This is a genomic window from Lentilactobacillus hilgardii, assembly GCF_009832765.1.
GTDB classification, from domain to species: domain Bacteria; phylum Bacillota; class Bacilli; order Lactobacillales; family Lactobacillaceae; genus Lentilactobacillus; species Lentilactobacillus hilgardii.
In genome coordinates this window covers 467,461-487,184 of sequence record NZ_CP047121.1, presented here as the reverse complement: position 1 = coordinate 487,184, position 19,724 = coordinate 467,461, and the positions used below count along the sequence as shown (strand labels likewise).

General features: G+C 41.3%; 20 protein-coding genes. 7 read left to right on the top strand and 13 right to left on the bottom strand.

What is annotated here, in order from left to right; translation table 11 throughout:
• The first annotated feature begins 49 nt into the window (after window positions 1-49).
• The gene (gene tenA / locus GQR93_RS02230; protein WP_003551901.1) at window positions 50-718 is read left to right on the top strand and encodes a thiaminase II; all 669 of its coding nucleotides are present in this window, start codon (window positions 50-52) and stop codon (window positions 716-718) included.
• Between the two features lie 152 nt (window positions 719-870).
• Here the strand turns inward: tenA and GQR93_RS02225 are convergent, their stop codons facing one another.
• Window positions 871-1,542, bottom strand: a complete 672-nt coding sequence (locus GQR93_RS02225) for a Crp/Fnr family transcriptional regulator (protein ID WP_003551899.1) — start codon at window positions 1,540-1,542, stop codon at window positions 871-873.
• An 11-nt stretch (window positions 1,543-1,553) separates the two neighbouring features.
• Window positions 1,554-2,213: a hypothetical protein gene (locus GQR93_RS02220; RefSeq protein ID WP_003551898.1), complete on the bottom strand. Its 660-nt coding sequence runs from the start codon at window positions 2,211-2,213 to the stop codon at window positions 1,554-1,556.
• A 105-nt stretch (window positions 2,214-2,318) separates the two neighbouring features.
• On the opposite strand from GQR93_RS02220, the gene GQR93_RS02215 reads away from it, so the two are divergent.
• Together GQR93_RS02215 and GQR93_RS02210 are read left to right on the top strand one after the other, a co-directional pair.
• Window positions 2,319-2,933 (top strand): TcaA second domain-containing protein, encoded by a 615-nt coding sequence (locus tag GQR93_RS02215; protein ID WP_003551896.1) that lies wholly within the window; start codon window positions 2,319-2,321, stop codon window positions 2,931-2,933.
• 130 nt (window positions 2,934-3,063) lie between these two features.
• Window positions 3,064-4,206, top strand: a complete 1,143-nt coding sequence (locus tag GQR93_RS02210) for a DUF2325 domain-containing protein (RefSeq protein ID WP_225430380.1) — start codon at window positions 3,064-3,066, stop codon at window positions 4,204-4,206.
• Window positions 4,207-4,406: 200 nt separating this feature from the next.
• Here GQR93_RS02210 and GQR93_RS02205 read toward each other — a convergent pair whose 3' ends face one another.
• From GQR93_RS02205 to GQR93_RS02165, 9 genes are all read right to left on the bottom strand, one after another.
• A complete protein-coding gene (locus GQR93_RS02205) occupies window positions 4,407-5,045 on the bottom strand; it encodes a TetR/AcrR family transcriptional regulator (protein ID WP_003551894.1) in 639 nt (212 codons plus the stop codon).
• 47 nt (window positions 5,046-5,092) lie between these two features.
• Complete coding sequence (locus GQR93_RS02200; protein ID WP_225430379.1) at window positions 5,093-6,700, bottom strand: ABC transporter permease; 1,608 nt, start codon at window positions 6,698-6,700, stop codon at window positions 5,093-5,095.
• 1 nt (window position 6,701) lies between these two features.
• Window positions 6,702-7,622 carry an ABC transporter ATP-binding protein gene (locus GQR93_RS02195; protein ID WP_003551892.1) on the bottom strand — a complete coding sequence of 307 codons (921 nt, stop codon included), beginning with the start codon at window positions 7,620-7,622 and terminating at the stop codon, window positions 6,702-6,704.
• Window positions 7,623-8,527: 905 nt separating this feature from the next.
• Window positions 8,528-9,421: an aldo/keto reductase gene (locus GQR93_RS02190; protein ID WP_003551890.1), complete on the bottom strand. Its 894-nt coding sequence runs from the start codon at window positions 9,419-9,421 to the stop codon at window positions 8,528-8,530.
• A gap of 161 nt (window positions 9,422-9,582) precedes the next feature.
• The gene (locus GQR93_RS02185) at window positions 9,583-10,578 is read right to left on the bottom strand and encodes a lipoate--protein ligase (RefSeq protein WP_003551889.1); all 996 of its coding nucleotides are present in this window, start codon (window positions 10,576-10,578) and stop codon (window positions 9,583-9,585) included.
• A complete protein-coding gene (gene lipA / locus GQR93_RS02180; protein ID WP_003551888.1) occupies window positions 10,575-11,450 on the bottom strand; it encodes a lipoyl synthase in 876 nt (291 codons plus the stop codon). The genes GQR93_RS02185 and lipA overlap by 4 nt, the downstream gene beginning before the upstream one ends.
• A 14-nt stretch (window positions 11,451-11,464) precedes the next feature.
• Window positions 11,465-11,710: a biotin/lipoyl-containing protein gene (locus GQR93_RS02175; protein ID WP_003551887.1), complete on the bottom strand. Its 246-nt coding sequence runs from the start codon at window positions 11,708-11,710 to the stop codon at window positions 11,465-11,467.
• Between the two features lie 201 nt (window positions 11,711-11,911).
• Window positions 11,912-12,523, bottom strand: coding sequence for a TetR/AcrR family transcriptional regulator (locus GQR93_RS02170; RefSeq protein ID WP_003551886.1), 612 nt, complete (start codon window positions 12,521-12,523; stop codon window positions 11,912-11,914).
• A gap of 203 nt (window positions 12,524-12,726) precedes the next feature.
• Window positions 12,727-13,500 carry a (S)-acetoin forming diacetyl reductase gene (locus tag GQR93_RS02165; RefSeq protein ID WP_035444281.1) on the bottom strand — a complete coding sequence of 258 codons (774 nt, stop codon included), beginning with the start codon at window positions 13,498-13,500 and terminating at the stop codon, window positions 12,727-12,729.
• A 271-nt stretch (window positions 13,501-13,771) separates the two neighbouring features.
• Here GQR93_RS02165 and GQR93_RS02160 point away from each other — a divergent pair, with 271 nt between their 5' ends.
• Genes GQR93_RS02160 through GQR93_RS02145 form a run of 4 tightly spaced genes read left to right on the top strand, consistent with a single transcriptional unit; the run spans window position 13,772 to window position 17,117 of the window.
• On the top strand, window positions 13,772-14,659 hold the full coding sequence (locus GQR93_RS02160) for an ABC transporter ATP-binding protein (protein WP_003551884.1): 888 nt from the start codon (window positions 13,772-13,774) through the stop codon (window positions 14,657-14,659).
• A 1-nt stretch (window position 14,660) separates the two neighbouring features.
• On the top strand, window positions 14,661-15,437 hold the full coding sequence (locus GQR93_RS02155; RefSeq protein ID WP_003551883.1) for an ABC transporter permease: 777 nt from the start codon (window positions 14,661-14,663) through the stop codon (window positions 15,435-15,437).
• Entirely contained in the window at window positions 15,415-16,515 is a 1,101-nt protein-coding gene (locus tag GQR93_RS02150; protein WP_003551882.1) for a sensor histidine kinase, read from the top strand. Before GQR93_RS02155 ends, GQR93_RS02150 begins: the two co-directional genes overlap by 23 nt.
• Window positions 16,512-17,117 (top strand): response regulator transcription factor, encoded by a 606-nt coding sequence (locus GQR93_RS02145; RefSeq protein ID WP_035444280.1) that lies wholly within the window; start codon window positions 16,512-16,514, stop codon window positions 17,115-17,117. Before GQR93_RS02150 ends, GQR93_RS02145 begins: the two co-directional genes overlap by 4 nt.
• Window positions 17,118-17,319: 202 nt before the next feature.
• On the opposite strand, the gene GQR93_RS02140 is transcribed toward GQR93_RS02145, so the two are convergent.
• Together GQR93_RS02140 and GQR93_RS02135 are read right to left on the bottom strand one after the other, a co-directional pair.
• Window positions 17,320-19,080, bottom strand: coding sequence for an ABC transporter ATP-binding protein (locus GQR93_RS02140; protein ID WP_003551880.1), 1,761 nt, complete (start codon window positions 19,078-19,080; stop codon window positions 17,320-17,322).
• An 11-nt stretch (window positions 19,081-19,091) separates the two neighbouring features.
• Window positions 19,092-19,667, bottom strand: a complete 576-nt coding sequence (locus GQR93_RS02135; RefSeq protein WP_035444279.1) for a MarR family winged helix-turn-helix transcriptional regulator — start codon at window positions 19,665-19,667, stop codon at window positions 19,092-19,094.
• Window positions 19,668-19,724: the final 57 nt, after the last annotated feature.

Here is a 19,724-nt window from a genome sequence, read left to right as displayed (position 1 = left end):
CGATTCTCCTCCTTAGTTTTCAAGGTTAAAAAGAAAGAGGTATTCTATTTTGACAACATTTACAAATCAGATTCACGAACTTGCAAAGCCCCTATGGCTTCGAAGTGCCCATCACCCATTTATCAAGCAATTGACTTCGGGAGATTTACCACTCTCAACGTTTCGTTATTATTTATTGCAGGATCGCTACTATTTAAGTGAATTCGGCAAATTGCACGATAAGATTGCTGATCAACTAACAGACAAAACGGCCATTCAGTTTCTCCGTGATGGTGCCGAAGGATTGAAAAATGGCGAAATTGCGGTTCGAAAGGGATTCTTTACCCAATTAAACATCTCAAAAGAAGAAATCGCTTTAACCCCGATTGCGCCTACTGCTTATAATTACGTTAACCATATGTATGCCGCCCTGTATCAAGGTACCCCTCAACGAGCAATTGCGGCATTACTTCCCTGTTACTGGCTTTACAACGAAATCGGTCAAGCATTGATTAGGCAGGGATCACCAGTCGGCCTCTATCAGCAATGGATTGAAACCTATGACAGTGATGGTTACACAGACAGCGTTAATAAAATGATTCAGTTGACCAATCGAGCTGCTGAGCAAGTAGATGACGCTGAAAGACAAGAAATGACGACCGCTTTTATTCGAAGCAGTGCATACGAACTGGGTTACTGGGGAATGTCGCTTCGACATGAAAATTGGGATTCACTTTAAAACGGCGTCAGGTAAGAGAGAATTCAAGTTTCAGGTTTCAAATCAACCTTTTCTTATACCGTTTAACAAGAAAATAAGGACATCAAAAGGGGCTGCCGGATCAAAATTATTTTTGATTCAACACCCCCTCTTATATACCGAAACCTATAGTCTCAAACAATGTCTGTCAATCGATCCTGGTCTACTATTTCAACCAGCGAAGCGGTCATTTTGATCACCCCATCAGCAATGAGTTGCTTAAACGTACGGCTGATTGTTTCAGGAGTTGTCCCAATGAAAGTAGCGATGTCTTTTTTCTTAAGTGGCAGTTTAAAACTTGATTCGTGCAAAGAAGCACTGGTTTCCAACAAATATTTGGCAAGCTGACCTGCAACATCGGATGTCGATGAAACCGTCTTTTCTTCTTGAAGGTTATTAATTTGTTGGCTCATCGTCGTTAGTAAATTAACAGCTAACTGCGGACTGCTTTTTAATAAAGATTGAAAGGCATCCTGATCAATTTGGCAAACGTTGGAATCAACCAATGCAGTTGCCGTAACATTTCGCTGATCATGACTAAAAAGAGCTGCTTCACCATCAAAATCTCCCGGCTGCATCACTTTCAAAAGTTGTTCCTTCCCACTCTCGGATATCTGAGAAAGTTTGACCTGTCCGTGCTCCAAAATCATAAAGTGTCCCACCTGATCACCAGCAAGGTAAATAATCGTTCCCTTGGGATATTGGTGTTGAACAACCAAGCCTGCTACCGCCTTTTTTTCATCAAGTGGTAATGATTTAAAAATCGGTACCAGGTTAACACAATCCAGTGCATGTTCAGTATGCATTTTTAATCACCTCATTTTTCAGTCAAAAGATGTCCCAACCAATTTTTAGTTGGTGTATCCGGCGCTGTACTCATATCAAATGGCATTGGTTTAAAAACACTTTGAACTTTCTGCCAATCAATTCCTTTTCCATTTTCAGTCATTAAATTTTTAGAAAGATCCGCAACCTGCTCAAGATTGATCTGTTGCATCAGTTGAGGGTTATTTCCCAAAGTCGATAACAGAATGTTCGCAGCCAGTTGTCTGGCAACAAGTTGTTCAAATTCTTCGGTTGTGAGTGTATCAGTCAACAAAATCCGCTGTTTTAAAGGGACCGCGGGAATTTCCCGTTTTAAAAATCGTTGATACTTTGACCAGTTTCTGACAACTGCCCGATAGAACTGGTATGGCACTCGCACATTAATTTTTTTTAACGTATTAACAGCCAGTGCTTTTATTGACCAATTTTTATCTTTAGGTGCATGATCTACCCATTCGATCAGAAAACGTTGCATGGTTTCCTTATCCGTCCCAATCATTTTGGCTTTCATTGTCAACCCGTAGCGAACAAAAATGAACTTACCAAACTGCTTCTCGGTAATCGTTCTATCCGACTTTTCCTGGCGGGCCCTTTTTATTTCTTTTATCTGTCGAAGCTTACTGGACTTGGCAAATTTACCTTGTTTTACCATTATTATCACCTATACCGCAATCTATTGTTTTGGATAACATTAATTATATTATAATAGGATATAACAGAACAATCACTAACGCCAATTCAGAAAGAAAGACTGCCCTTGGAATCGCAACAACATGCAACAAAAACTCAAAAATGGCTCATCGGAATTTTACTGGTCATTCTCCTTGCCTTTGTCGGCAGTTACTTATATTTAAATCATTATTATAGCCGGTCAGCCACAACAAATCGTTTCGTAACCGCCATCGAACAGAATGATTCTAAAACAGTGTCGTCTTTAATCCGTACGGATGATCCGGATTTTAAAGTCACTCCCCATTCGGTTCAGCCTCTAATGGCCTATTATCAAAATCATCCGAATCAGCGGGCCAAATTAAAAAGACGGATGGCGGCAACCGGTGTCGTAAACGGCGTCTTGGACTTTGTGGATACCGGCCATCACTTTTTCATTTTTGAAAAGTACCTACTCGAAGTAAAACCGATTTTCCCAACGATTAACGCCAATCAAGATAACACTCAGGTTAAAATTAACAATCAAATAGTCGCCAAAAGTTTGAACAAAAACGTCACGCGCACGTTTGGTCCTTATATTCCCGGGCGCTACAACATTGTCATGACTTCAAATAATCATGAAAAAACGAAAATGGTTAGTCGTACATTTGAGTGGATAGACCCATCACCACAATCATTACACGTTCAGGAAAATTTTAAATAGTCGATTCATTTCTTACGTAATTTCTCCAATATTTTTTTAAGAAAACTTTATAAAATTTTAGCCTGTTCCCTTGAGGCTATTGGGAAAAGCTAGTATTCTAAATTCACAAGCAAAGGAGGAATTATCCATAATGGGACTACTCGATCATCAATTCTCATATAAAAATGAACCGTCGTTTACAGAAAAAACAAACTCGGAAATTCCCGAATTAAACCACGCAAATGTTAATTTACCTTATCCTGATCTTCAAAAATTACTTAATAAAATATCAATCCTTCAAGATCAGATTGCTAGTTTACAACAGGAAACTCAAACTAATAAAGTCACTTCTCTGAAACAATTAGATTCAACTATTACAATCGATCAACTCTGGGATTATCTACAATCGCATAACGACTTAAAAAAAGACCTTCTAAAAAAAGTTAATGTCGCACAAGCTTTCCCAGTGAGATTACATCTCTCCGGCGCCAACATTGGTACCAAATACGTTAATGAAGAAATTGTTCGTCGTTATGGTTTATCCGATGGCGATTTAGCCAATGCCAACTTTGAGGATAGTAAAATTACCGTTAACGTCATTAAACATAACGGTCATACTTTAGACGATGCCGGCATCAAATTTTATACTGGGGAAATTGTCGACAGAAACGGTCATTTGGAAGTTGATAATCCAACCGGTGATGGTAATATCAGCGGAACTGCCGCTTTTGAAATGGGGGCTTTGCCATATGTGCCGACACACGAAGAAATTGACAAGTATGATCTTAAAGTCGGTCAAATTGTCGATGTTAGCTGGTATGCCAGCAACCCCGGTACCATAAAGATTGTCTGGATTCATCCGGAAGAAGCCGCTGACAGCCAAGCTGAGTCCAAACCGGAAAAGCCAAAGAAACCAACCGGTAATACCCCCAAACCATGGACACCCAACTATGCCGAAATAAAACCAATCGTTTCCGGAAAAACTGTCCTATTGGTCGGTGACAGTGTTTATACAGAAAATCTCCGAAGAGTAACGGATGCTTATGATGCCACCTTAACGGAAGTTGATTCAATCGATCGGGAACGTTTTGAAGCAATGGTTGAAAGTGCGGATATGCTGATTATTGCACTACATTATGTCAGCCATCGCGATTCGAATCTCGCAGTCGACCTTGCTAAGGCACACGGACTAACCTACGCTACTTTTAATCAACACGCAAAGATTCCTTTCGAAATCGCACTTAGAACTGCAGCACAACGATATGAAGCAGCTCAAGTTAATGCAGAGGAATAATTTTAATACCTTATTAATTGTCGGTTACGAAAAGATAATCAGTTGTCATGCTCTAAAATTAACTTTAAAGTAGTTGAACCATTGACCGTATATCTGCCACTAGCTCAACTACAAAGAAAGAGTGGGTCACTTGGATAATGAAAGCCTAACTATCCAACTGACCCACTCTTTCTTTCAAATCGAGTTTCCTTTTCACTACATTACTGCTTCACTATACCATATTGAACCATATCCATATAACCTTTGACCTCATCAATTATTTCTGTCATATCCTCTATTCGGTTTAACCCCGGATGCTTTTCAAAATAATCCTGAATACGTTTTGAAATTTCTTGAATCGTAATAGATAAATAATGCTTTACCGTTACTTCATCAAGTTCGGGCCGTAAAGTCAATTTATCAACGATTGTATCTACAATGATATTTTGCGTCTGCTCTGCCCATTTGTTAAATGTTGAAAACACTTCATTTCTGAGCTTTTCAGGAACATTGACATCATGTGCATACACCCTTGTTAACAGAGCAAATTCATTTGGATACCGATGTGATAACTCGGTTTTATATTTAGTCGCTCGAATAATCATACTGACTAAATCATCAGAATCGGTCCAAACATTAAAATCCACAACCGAGATCAGTGTGTCCATCGCCTGATGGACCGCTGCTACATATAACTTCTTCTTGCTATCAAAATATCTAAAAACAGATCCCTTTGACACACCTGCCGATTCAGCTATTTTATCAGTACTTGCCCGAAAACTGTCAGTTCCAAAAGCCTTAACAGCTGCTGCAAGAATGGCCTTTTCCTTTTGCGGATCTCTTGGTAGTCTCTTTCCCATTATTAACCTCCCTTGAAATCAGCCTACTGTTACGTCATTTGATGATGTTAACTCTCAATGTCCCTATGATTGTACCCAATGAAACCAATCACAATCATCACAAATGCAATACCGAGCATCCACGTTACCGGTGCGACATCAATGTGTGCCAACGGTACTTTTCTGAACCAGTAAAATGGCGATAGTTTCATTGCCCAGGCTGGTAAATCAATCAGTCTGCCAAAGTAGGAAATCACAAACGCCCCACCAAGTGCAATCCAAACAACAGCCCGCCATTTTGGCATAATGCCGATTAACGCAACCAGAATTCCGGTAAAGAGCGCCAACGTTGGCAACATTGCTATGAATAGTCGCCAGAAATATTTAAATGCTAATGGATGCTTTAAGACTGAGTTTCCGGCTCCCATTGCTGCCATCAAAGCTACAAATAAAATAATAACAGACAGAACAAATCCGTAAACCATGTAGGTTGCTAATAATTTAGATCGACTTTCAGGCTTTGTATTAATCATCTGTAAATATCCCCGACGTTCCTCCGTGTAGAGATGATTAATGACCATTGCACCCCCCACAACCGCCAGGACGCTGAAAATCACGCCTAAGATACCAACAAACGAAAGGATTTGGTTCTGCTCCAAATGCCGAACACCGCTTTGACCAAGAACTTGGCGAACAACCGGCGAATCATTTACAATTTTACTAATGCTATTGAACACTGATCCATAGCTGGCGCCTAAAACTGCCATACCGACAATCCAGAAAAGGCTAATTGCTTTCTGATTCCAAAACAATAATGTTCCAGAGCCACGAAGAAATCGACTCGTGCGTTTACCACCACGGACTTGAATAATTCCAGTATCAATATCTCGATTGCCATTCAAGATGACGGCAGCGGCAAAACCGACGACTCCCAACATCAGTAGTAACCCAACCGGCAGCCAATTATTTTTCGTGTAAATATCAGCTTTCTCAATCCACCCAAACGGTGAGAACCAAGTGTAATCCGGATTTGAAACATCAGTCATCATTCGTACCAAATACGTTATCCCAAAGAACACATAATTATAAATGGCAACATTGTGACTATCAGCAACCAATTGTGCAAAAATAAGTGAGATCAATCCAAAACTTAGGCCAACCGCACCTAACGTTACTGCAAATAACCAATTGCCGTTTCCATCACTTCCGGGCATGTTTGCCACCATCATTCCGGCACCCGTAACAATCACAAATGCACCGTTGGCAATCACTAATTCCAAACCGGCTGCAGCAAGGGGCGCCAGTCGGCCAACAGGATGACCGCCCAAAACCATTTCAGTAAGGCCGGATTCTTCCTGACCACGCGTCGCACCAACCGAAAGTGAAAAATTGAAGATCACCATAAAGATGCCCCAAAAGACCATCATTTCAGATGCAAAAATAATGGCAGTGTTTAAATGAGCCGTCGTCATTGGGCCAAATAGCGACACCATTGCTTGGGACTTCAACGTCTCTGCAATAGTTGAAATTTGCTTGGGTGTACCATAAATCCCCTCGAACTTTGCAGCTACAGCGACAAACATTCCTGCCAAAACAACCAGCCATATCGTCATTTTTAGCCAATCACGTTTTAAATTAGCTTTTAGCAAAGCCAATGTTTGAGCATATTGTGTCATATTAATCGCCACCTTTTTGCTCGTCGGCAGACTGATAATAACGTAGGAAAAGGTCTTCCAGCGTTGGCGGTGTTGTTTTCAGCTGTACAATTGTTTTTGCTGAAAGCAAGTCCATAACATTTCCAATCTGGTCCGAATCTACACTGAATTCAGCAGTTGTTTTGGATGCATCATTGAACTTTAATTGATAGACACCCCCGGCTTTCTGTAACTCGTCAAGCGGCTTCTTCGTTCGAACGGCAACTGTATTACGAGTTAGATGTTGCATTGATTCCAACGAACCAGCTTCAATCACGTTTCCTTCACGAATAATGGCAATTGTGTCACACATCTTTTCAACTTCTGAAAGAATATGGCTTGAAAGCAGGACACTTTTGCCCGCCTTTTTAAGTTCGGCAACGTGTTGCTGAAAGATCACTTCATTTAACGGGTCCAGTCCCGAAGTCGGTTCATCAAAAATATATAATGAAACATCGGTTGAAAATGCAGCTACCAGTGCGACCTTTTGTCGGTTTCCTTTTGAATAGGTTCGATTCTTCTTACTGGTATCCAATTTAAATTCTTTAATGAGTTGATCTGTTCTAGCCGTATGCTTTTGTCCGGACATATGCAACAATAGGTCAATTGTCTGTCCACCGGTCAAATTAGGCCAAAGGTAAACATCCCCCGGTACATAGGACAAATTCTTATGAATGGCAACCGAGTCTTTCCAAACATCTTTGCCGAAGACAGTTGCTGAGCCACCCGTAGCTTTAATCAGACCCAGAATAACCCGAATCGTTGTAGACTTTCCAGCACCGTTTGGTCCGATAAAACCTAACACTTCGCCCTTATGAAGCTGTAAATTAACGTTCCTTAATGCCTGGAATTTCCCAAAGGATTTCTTTAAATTTTTCGTTTCTAAAACAAGTTCATCATTCATAGCTAACACCTCTCATACTTAAGAACAAGCCCTATTCTTTCTTTCGCCCTTAGTATATATAGTAATGACTGCCCAGTCAATAACCATGCAGTCATTATTAAAATCAATATTTTTGGTCAGTAAATCAACCTGATGTTAAAGGATTTACAAGCATCATAGTCAGACGGGTTATTGAACCAAGTCATGATAATTGTTAATCTATTACTAATGACTAAATAACGACACGGGGTGATTCAGTTGACCACTTGGAATCTGTTCAAAAAAATTAATTATTACAAAGATGTCTCGACAACTTTTCGTTGCCTCTATATTCTCCTTATCTTCTTAACAGTGGCTTCCTTTTTTAGATATGTCGGGGAGCTTGCCGGCCTTTTTCAAAGAAGTCAAACGATTATTTCACTCTTAATGCGCACACTCTCGTTTGAACGAATCCCACTTATGGCAACTCTAGCTGCATGTGGATCAGCCAAAAGATCAGCTTATTCGACAAATAGCAAAGCACATCAACTATCGCGAAATAAAACGGGAACTTTTAACCTTAGTCTAAGAACGAAATCGAATACATTCTTTTTTATTGTCCATCATTCGTTTATCTTAATTATTGGTAATTTTTTAATCAGCCTTATCTTTTACCCAGGCCCATTTTTTCAAGACCCGCTTTTGTTGTCTATTCGGTCACTGGCTTGGTCACTACCAACCATTATCGTATTCACACTCATTCTCAGTCCCGGCGTTCAAACTGGCTTCTCCAAACATTAAAAAGCCTCCAGAAAGATTCAAAAACCGTTTCCGAATCTTCCTGAAGGAATATTTTTTTATTCATATTTTACATAGCGAGTTTTTAACAGATTAACGTTAATCCAAGTTCTACCCAAAACACCTTATTTTAAATCAGTCGGTGGCAATTACTTTCTAGTATCTGGCCATTGGTCGATGCCATTGGCAACCTTTCCATTTGGATTATGCCACTGAAAGTCATCATACCAAAGGCCACGTTTTCCTTGATCAAGCTCGTTGATTTTTTGAACATCTTCATCACTTAATGAAAAATCAAAGATTTGGCTGTTTTGAATGATCCGCTTTTCGTGGGTAGATTTAACAACCGTGACAATGTCACGTTGCCATTCCCAGCGCAAGATGATTTGAGCGGCTGAACGGTCATACTTTTTAGCCAACGCATCAATGACCGGATTGGTCAAAGACTCACCGCCGCCAAGTGGTGACCACGCTGTCATTTCAATATCGTGACTTTGATCAAAGGCCAAGATTTCACGTTCCTGGTTAGTTGGATTGAATTCCATTTGGTTAACAGCCGGTATGATTTCGGCTTCTTCAAGCAATTTTTCCATTCGGTCATTATCAAAATTAGAAACACCAATGGCCCGAACCTTGCCCTCACGATACAATTTTTCCATTGCGTGATAACTTTCAATATAAGTCTTATCTACCGGCCAATGCATCAGGTAAAGATCAACATAATCCAGTCCCAAATCTTTTAGTTGGTTTTCAAATGCCTTAGAAACCTGATCATAATCTCCCTGTTCACCATTATAAAGCTTAGTTGTCACAAAGAGGTCGGAACGCTTTAATCCTGCCTGTCCCAAACCAAGTTTAATGCCGGCACCGGTTCCCTGCTCATTACCATACTGTCGTGCAGTATCAATTGCCAAGTAGCCATTCTTGATTGCGGCCGCAACCGAATCACGAGACGTCCGGTTATCGGTCTTCCAAACTCCTAAACCAAATCGCGGCATTTTAACGCCGTTATTCAAGGTAATTGTTGAGTGTAATCCGTCCATTGTGAAACATCTCCAATCATTTTGTGAACCACTTAAATCGTAACATATCAATTAATGTGATACCAAATCAGAAGATGGAGCAACGCATAAAATTAAGAAAAAAGCCTTAAAGAATCACTTGAAGCGACTAAAATCAAGCAACTTTTAAAGCTCATCATACCCTAATTTAATTCTGATGAAAATAGCAGCGATGTTAATTGATCCGCACTGATACCCATGATTGGCGCTATATCAAGCTGATTCTTAATAATTCTTGAAATTGTCTTTTGATCAAAGACAGCACCAATTAAAGCCGCTTCAAAGCTATCCCTATCCAAGTTACTGAAAAAGTCACCAGATAACCGAACATCTTTTAATTGATGATTGCTGAGCGTATAACTGATCTGTGCCAAGCCGCCACCTTTAAAGTAACGTTTGCCGGTATGTTCAAAACGATTGCCCTGCCCATAAATAAAATCAGGATTTGCAAAACGTTGGGTTGCAATCGCCGAAATCCTGTCTTCGTCTTGGTCAGTCAGCTGATATTTTTGATATTGTCCAGCCGCTAAAAACGCTTCTAATAAACGCTCTCTGAACTCCGAAGCCGACCAAAGTGGCTGTTGCTCCTTCAAATTAACGGTTCGCTGATGAACGGAAGCAATCCGCTTTGCCTTTAGCTTAACCGGATCGACCCTCAACGCATGCGCCATGGTATCCAAATCTGAGTCAAACAACAAACTGCCATGATGCAGCTTGTATCCGGGCGTCACATACTGAGCGCTCCCGGAAACCTTTCGTCCGTCGACAACCAAGTCGTTTCGACTATCTGTTTCAGCTTTGATGCCAATCTGATTCAAAGCCGCTTTAATAAGTGTCAATCCGGCTGAAAAGTCAATTTCCGAGTGTTCATCTGGATAAATCAACGTAAACTGATAACCGCCCTGATCCGTATAAATCGTCCCACCGCCAGAATAGCGTCTAACAACGTGTACCCCGTGTTTTTTAATATAATCAAGATTTAATTCAGCCGCAGCGTCCTGATATTTACCAAGCATCACCGTTGGCGTCGTGGACCACAGCATAAACACCGGTTCTTTAAAATGCTTTTCACTCATCAGATAATATTCCAACGCAAAATTATGATAAACGTCAGTCGACGTCACGGGTAAATAAATCATTTTCCGTAAACTGCCTCCAACTCTTCTTTGGCTTTATAAGAGCTTCGAACAAGTGGGGAACTTGCGACAAATCTGAATCCGCGTTTCCTGGCTTCACGATAATAAGTTGCGTAACGTTTCATTGGAACCCATTCACGCAATCGGTAATTTTTAGGGCCCGGTTGAACATATTGACCAATTGTTAAAAAGTCCACATCGATCGCTCTCAAGTCGTCCATTAGCTGATAAACTTCCTCATCAGTTTCACCAAGGCCAAGCATGATCCCTGTCTTGACAAAGGTCGTCTTTGGCGCATGCTGTTTGACATATTTCAAAACTTTAAGTGAGGTATCATAAGTAGCACGGTGCCGAACCTTTGGCGTAATTGAGCGCACCGTTTCCATATTATGGTTGAAAACATCCGGTTTGGCCGCAATCACTTTATCCAAACAATCCTCATGTCCTTGAAAATCCGGTGTCAATACTTCAATCGTGGTATCCGGGTTTAATCTCCTGATTTCATTGATTGTCTTAACAAACTGGTCGGCACCAAGATCCGGCAGGTCATCTCGATCAACACTGGTAACAACCACGTGGCTTAATCCCAATCGCTTGGTAGCCTCGGCGACCCGGTATGGTTCCATTAAATCAACAGGCTTTGGGTGACCATGGGGAATATCGCAGAATCGACAGGCCCGGGTACAGTTAGGGCCTAAAATGATAAACGAAGCCGTCCCGCTCCCAAAGCATTCGCCCAAATTGGGACAATTAGCTTCCGCACAAACCGTGTTCAGTTTCAAACCGGACAATAATTGATTCATTTGGTCAACTTTCTTTTGATCATACGTCACTTTTAACCAATCCGGCTTCTTTGGTGCTTCTTTCTTTTCCATTTGTGATTTCCCCTTTAGCTATCCGAAACTTCGATTGTCGCAACTAGATCTCCAACCTTGGTCGTATCACCCGTCGCAACCTTCTGTTCCTTTAAGACACCATTTTCTTCACTTTCAACCTGACTAATCACTTTATCCGTCTCAACCTCAAATAGGATATCGCCCTGCTTAACCGCTTCTCCGGGTTTCTTGATCCACTCACCGAAAAAGTAATCGTCAGACTTTGGGCTTAATTTTGGCATATGAACTTCTTTTAACATTTTGGCCACCCCTTAAGAATAATTGGATTCTTGGCATCAATATAACATCGTTCATCAAATTGTGAAATAGCGCTTTCAACAAATTAGGGAAAACCCTTAATTGCCTATTAACAGTAGGGTTTATTGCATATATTTTTTATTTAAATTGTGAATAATTCAATTTTAAGCATCGTTATAAAAAAGGCGCCCGAATATTCCATCCTATGCCTTTTTAACGTCCAAAAGGTCAAAGGGGCTCAGATACCTGGTCTTCATGATAATGGTTGAAATTTCTTTGGGCGTCTCGGGATTACCTTCTGTAAGCCAAACCTTAATGATGCTCATTAATCCCGAAACAATAATTTCCCGAGCAAAATTATCAGGGATTTTAGTCGGCCCGGTTTGCCCTTTCACCTCAGCCAACTGCCTATCAATTAGTCGACCCAATAATTTTCTGATTTTTACCTCAAGTTGGGAATCCCCGCCCGGACCCAATAACGCTCGGGACATGTTAAATTCTTGATTGAGATAATCAACGACCGTTTCAACCGCCGCACAGACGTGGGGTGTCCCTTCAGAAACGTCCTGATAGCCGATTTTCTCATCCGAATGATCCAACACTAATTTTTCAATATGAGTTAATATCTGATCTTCAAAATCGCTTACCATCGCTGTTTTATCACGATAATGCGTGTAAAACGTGCTGCGGTTAATCCTTGCAAATTTAGTAATATCGCTCACAGTCATCGCTTTTATTCCTTTTGTTTCTGTCAGATAAATAAAAGCCGATTTAATCTTGCGTTCCGTATTGACGACTTTTTGATTTGATGACATGTAATCCCCCCCAATGGTGCATCAAATATTATCTTAAGCGACTTCAGAAGCTAAATCAATCACGTAGGGGTTAGTATGCTGACTGACTTCACCCCATCAATTTAAGGGCCCAGTAAGGACACACCAAAAGGGTCAAAGCAGATTTTGCCTTGACCCTTCGTAAGCTTAATAATAAATCCTTATTTAAACGACACACCAATTAATTAATGGAACTGCATCCCGCCATCAACAATAATTGTCTGGCCGGTAATATAATTAGAGTCTTTACCAGCAAGGAATGAGACAGCAGCTGCAACATCTTCGGGCTCTGATAATCGTTTCAAAGCAATATCTTTTGCGAATGTTTGCATGCCCCACTCATCGTCCTTACCGGCATTCTTACCAACTTGATGTGCAATATCAAACATCATCGGTGTCTTAACAATACCTGGTGCATAAGCATTGGCCGTAATCCCTTCTTCAGCCAAATCACGAGCAAGCACTTGAGTGATCCCACGAACGGCAAATTTGGTTCCTGAATAAAGGGCCAGGTTAGGATTCCCGACAACACCGGCTTGTGAAGTTGCATTGATAATCTTACCACCGTGTCCTAATTTCTTGAAGGCTTGGTGAGCGGCCTGAGCACCCCAGAGAACGCCACCAACGTTAACGCCGTATACGAGTCGAAACTGATCCGGTGTAATGGTGTCCAGAGGTGTGGTTGGTCCAAGGCCTGCATTATTGACAATTACGTCAAAGCCGCCCAATTTATCCACAGTTTCATCAACAGCCGAAAAGACAGAATCACGATCTGCAACATCTACCTTAACGCCAATGGCCTGACTGCCATCCGGCGATAATTTAGCGGCTACCTTATTTGCATTATCGATATTCAAATCCGCAACTGCTACCTTAAATCCATCTTCGTGTAACCGTGTTGCAATTGCTTCACCGATTCCTTGACCGCCGCCTGTAACAAACGCTACTTTTTCTGCCATAATAAACGCCTCCGTTTTCATTTTTGTATCCGCTTACAGTATACTTCCAATGAAATTGATTCACAATGAAAAGGGCCTTTTTTTCATAAAGAATCATGTGACATTTGTCATCCCTATTCATGACAATCCTTACTACAAGCCAAATAGCCATCAATATATACTATGACTGTAGATAGGAAAAAGAAGTGACCTATATGACAAATGCTGTTTCGTTAACAAACTTATTCGTTGCATCTACTATAAAAACAGATAAAAGAAAGAGGCGGGCAACATGACAGCTGCTATTCAATTAAAAAACTTATCCTTTGCATACCCTAATAAGCGGGTACTTGATCATCTGAATTTGCAAATTCAATCAGGCGAAATCTTTGGGTTGGTCGGTCCAAACGGTGCCGGAAAGACCACCCTGCTCAATCTCATCCAGGGCATCTTAAGCTCCCACAATCATACCATTACCGTTTTGGACAGCCAACCGGGAAGCACCATCGTTAAAGAAAAGGTGGCTACAATGTTTCAAGATGATTTACAAATTAACAATGTCACAGTAAGAGAGTTCATTAAGTTATTTGCGGCACAAGCAACCCATCCCAAGAATCCCGAAACGGTCATAAAGGAACTTGGCCTTACAGATATTCAAAATCAACTCATGAATAAACTATCCGGTGGTCAACGTCGAAAAGTCAGTTTTGCCAGTGCCATTGTGTCAAATCCGCAACTCTTATTTTTAGATGAACCAACCGTGGGTATGGATGCAGAAACTCGGCAAAATTTTTGGCGCTATATTGAAAAGTTGCGTCAGCAAAACGTCACTATTGTCATTACCAGCCACTATCTTGAGGAAATTCAAAAAGTGGCTGACAGAATCGCCATTTTACAAGACGGGCAATTCCGTTACGTTGGTACTTGGCAGACACTTCAAAGCCACCATGATAATGGTCAATTCAATTTCAACACACAGCTGGAACGATCATTGTTCACACATTTACCAGCCGTTGAATCTGCCACTCAAACCGACGCCAATATGACCTTAATCAGTAACGATACCGATTTAACGTTGAAGGCGCTGTTGCCTTTTATCGATCAGCTGCATGACATCACGATTACGCGTGAATCATTGGAGTCAATCTTTTTGGAAATGACAAATAAGGGGGATCATTAAGATGAAAACATTGGGATATCAAATCAGCTTTAATGCAAAACGCGTTTTTTTACGAAACTTCAACTATTTATTTTTCACCATCTTAATGCCAATTGGCTTCTATATCCTATTCACAAAGGTTCTGATTTCGGGAACCACTGCTCAGGAATTGGTTTTTGCCAAGCAATACCTTGGCAGTATGATCGTGTACAGTGTCTTGATTAACGCCATGTTTGGGCTGGGACAAATTATGCAGAACGACCGTCAGCACAAACTGCTCTCGGCATTATCACTCACACCTAGAGGCACCAAGTACTACTATATTTCAATCGGTATTATCATGTCGCTGGTCAACATGCTGGCCATTATTTTAATGCAGCTTGTCGCAAAACTAACGTGGCATATCAATCTCTCTTTAGGTGAATCCATTACTGTTATTGTCATTGCTGTTCTTGGTACGCTGCCAATCATGGGGGTTGGCGTTCTTTCCTCATTTGCCAAAACACCCCAATTAACCAGTATTATTGCAAATTTAACTGTCTTTCCGTTAGCCGTCATCAGTGGCTTGTGGTGGCCAATCTCGATGATGCCGAATTGGGTTCAGACCATCGGTAAAGCCACACCGACTTACCTCACCAGTAAAATGATCAATCTTGCGATCAATAATCAATCCCTACCAATTCATGATATTATGGGAATAGTCATTTGGACCGTCATCATATTAGTACTAATTTTTGTACTGATTAAATTGGTTCAAAAGAGTGGAGAACTGAAAAATGATCAAGGGACTGCGGTCTAATTTAAAAACCTATTGGTACTCGTATATTTGGCTAATCTTTTTGATAGAAGACATTTCAGATAAAATTCCTCCCAAAACGTCAAACGATTGGTTTTGGATTGGAATGACCTTTCTTTTTCTGATTGCTTACGTGATCACTTCAGCCTCCCAAAAATACCAAATAGCCGGTATGGTAGCTGAGACGCTGATCGGAATGATCTTTACATTTTTTGATAATAACTTCTGGATCCTGATTTTTCCGGGATGGCAAATTTCATCCATTTTAGCTTACGCGCCAAAACGTTACTTTAGGCTTTTCGCGACTGTTTATTATGCGACATTTATTGGCGAAATGATTAATTTGAAAATTCTGAATCCTGTGAACCTTGATTTGTGGTCATTTATTTTACCTGCCGTCTCACCAATCTTTGCTTATAGCTTGTCCAGGTCCATGAAGCACATGCAGGACCTTGCCCGTACCAACCAACGTTTGCAATCAGTCATTAAACGCGGCGAACGTGAACGAATCGCCAGGGACCTGCACGATACACTTGGTCAATCCTTTTCAATGATTACCGTTAAGTCCCAACTTGCTAAAAAACTACTCGAGAAACAGCCGGAAAAGGTCCCTGCAGAACTCGATGATATTATTGATACCAGTCGTCAAAACCTTCAATTGGTCAGAAATATTGTTAATAATCTTCGCCAAGAAATGATTGACGAGTCAATGATCAAGCAACAAAAGAATCTTCAAGAAGCCCAGATCAACCTTCAAACAGAAGGCGAACAGGATGCCAATAAATGGCCGACTGCTATTCAAATTAAAGTAACGCCAATCCTGCAAGAGGCGATTACCAATGTCATTCGTCATAGTCGAGCGACTTTGGTGCTGATTTCTTTCAGTCGACCAGACAACGATTCCTATCAAGTTACAATTCAAGACAACGGCCATGGCATTAACTATAGTCGCGAGGGGTCTCATGGCGTATCAGGGATGCAGGAACGCGTTCAAGCCGATGGTGGCCAATTCAATATCCAATCAAACAAAATCGGGACACTTGTTTCCGCCCAATGGTCAAAGGAGGCCGAGATAAAATGATTACCTTGTATTTAGCAGAAGATCAAAGTATGTTGAGTTCAGCACTTGCACAGCTTCTGAACTTGGAAGACGATCTCAAAGTCCTCGGTACCAGTGGTGATGGTCAAACAGCTTGGCTGGATATTAATCGATTAAAACCGGATATTGCCATTTTGGATATTGAAATGCCAAAAGCTACCGGACTGGATGTTGCCGATGACATCCTGGCAGCCCATTTAGCAACTAAAGTCATTATTTTAACGACTTTTGCTCAAAAGGCTTATTTTGCGCGAGCGGTAAAAGCCAAAGTCAGCGGTTATCTTTTGAAAGATAGTCCAAGCGATGACTTGGTAACAGCCATCCGAAATGTCATGGCCGGCCAAACAATCTACGATCCAGAATTAGTTCGCAATATGGTTAACGCGGCGGATAACCCTTTGAGTGATCAGGAAATGGTCGTCCTAAAGTCCGCCGCTGATGGTGATACGACTAAAGAAATTGCTGAAAAGCTTTTCTTATCTAATGGTACCGTCCGTAATTATCTTTCAGCTATTTTCAGTAAACTCGGCGTTCACAATCGCTTAGAAGCGGTTAATATGGCTAAGAACAACAAATGGTTCTGAGAATTTTGACAGCCAATCTTACTGAAAAATAAAAAATAATGCTCATTATATATCCAAAAGAAGGTCTCAACAATTAATGACTCGATTGTTGAGACCCTCTTTAACTATCAAACTATTATCGTTTAAACTTTATAATGGGATTCATATCATTAAATGATAATATGATTGTCGAAGTTCTGATAGTCGTTTTACGTCAATCAGATTACATACTCATCTGATTTTCTACATATTCACGGTACAATGGTAACTCCGCTACCAACTGTTTATGAGTGCCGTGACCGCTGACGTGACCCTTTTCTATAAAGTAGATTTGATCGGCATCCACAATCGTACTCAAACGGTGTGCAATGACCAAAGTGGTTCGATTATGCATCAGTTTTTCCAACGCTTTTTGAACCATCATTTCCGATTCCGAATCCAAGCTGGCAGTTGCTTCATCCAGCATCAGAATTTTAGGATCACGTAAGAATGCCCGGGCAATCGCCAAACGTTGGCGTTGACCACCGGAGACTTTAACACCCCGCTCACCAACCTGGGTATCCAGCCCATCCGGCATCGCCTCAACAAATTCCTTAGCGTATGCCATTTCAAGAACGTGCCACAACTGCTCATCCGAATACTGACCGCTGAGACCATAGGTTAAATTGTAACGAATCGTTCCAGCCATAATAGCAGCATCTTGACTAACCAACCCGATCTGTTCCCGCCAGTCCGTCAAGTTAACCGATTCAAGATTCTGGTTGCCTATTTTGATTGTGCCGCCAGTTGGTTGATAAAAACGTTCAAGCAGACTAAAGATCGTTGATTTACCACCGCCTGAAGGTCCGGCAAAGGCCACAATCGAATTTGGCTTAGCTTCAAACGAAACCTTATTTAACACAGATTTACCGTCCTCATAAGCAAAATCAACTTTGTTCATACTTAACGTTTGACCTTGTGCATCAACAGGGTGCCCATCAACCTGATTCTCCTCGGATGTGCCAAGTAATTCTTGAATCCGGTCAGTCGATCCACTGGCTTTGGCAGTTGCTGAAAGGAATTGCCCGAGGGTCGCAAACGGACCAACCATTTGAACCAAATACATCAGAAATGAGAACAGTGTCCCCATATCCATCGTACCTTGGGCTACCCTGCTGGCACCATAGGCCAACATCGCTACAACCATCCCCATCATCACCATTGTCATCAATGGTCCTGCGACGGAATCATAAATCGCCTCTTTTAACCCGATTTGATAAAGCTTTGAAATGCGGTTATGACCGGATTGCCGCTCGACTGCTTCGGCATTTGATGATTTAACAAGCCGAACTTCGCTTAAAATCTCGCTTGCCGAGCCATTAAAATCAGCCAGGGCATCCTGACGGGCATGCGCAATCTTTCGAGATTTGTTTGCCACAGGCAGAATTGCCAAAATAACCAACGGAACGGCAATAAACATCATGATGGTCATTTTCCAGTCCATAACCAGCATTAGAATAAATGCGCCCACCAGTTGAAGAAGTGACGTTGCCATATTCGGCAAAGAATTGGCAAGCAAATCCTTCACTTGAGTAGAATCATTTACCAATCGCGAGGTAATCTCACCGGATTTGGTTTCATCGTAATAGTTGACCGGCAATACCAATAATTTCTGCCATAGCTTCCCTCGAAGCTTATAAACAACGTTTTCACCGAAGAAGCCCAATATCGCACCAGAAAAGGCACTAATCAACGCACTCGCCACAAAAAGCAGAATCACGCCGATGACCAATTGCGTGTTGAGATGATGACCCAACTGGTTGATCAAATCTTTGGCAAACTTTGGCACAGCTAATTGCATTCCCGTGGCAATCATTCCCAGCAAAAGCCCTACACCCAATTGCCAATACTTGGGCTTGATTTGCGCAATCAGCCGCAGAAACCCTTTAATTTTGAATTTTGATTTGTTCTTTGGCCTGGTGGGTCGCTGCATAACCTGTTCCATAATCTTACCCCCTAATCCCGGTTCCGATTAAATCCGCCAAATGGAAAGTCACGATTTAATCCGTCCATATTGTGGTGCCAATCATGAGCCATTCTCATAAAATCCGCAAAATTTTTGGGCTCTGACCAATTTTCCGGCATTTTTTGTTCCAGATCGGTAATCAATTTACTCAATAATTTGCGAAGTTGCTGCTGTTCATCGTCCGTCAGTGACGAGAAAAGCGACTCGGATAGTTGATCCGTGAACTGCCGAGAATCATCAATCATGTTTTGTCCCTTTGCTGTTAATGAAATCAACATCACCCGTTTATCATCCGGGGATTCATGCCGTTCGATTAAGCCGGCGGCCTCTAATTTACTTACCATCGCACTGACCGAACTTGGTCGAATGTCCAACGCTTCAACAATGTCAGTATTCGTTAATGCTTTCTTTTCCGCCAGTTCATGAAGAACGCGCAACTGATTTGGATTCTTTTGTGGATCCTGGGAACGGCCAAATTGAACGCTTTTAATTGCGGCAGACATGAAAGCACGTTGTTGAAACAAACGGCCAAAAAGATTTAAAAGTTCCTGAGAATTGTAAGTCATTTTGTTCACTTTCCTTAATCTCATTATTTAGTTAGTCTCTTTCTGATTAAACTAACA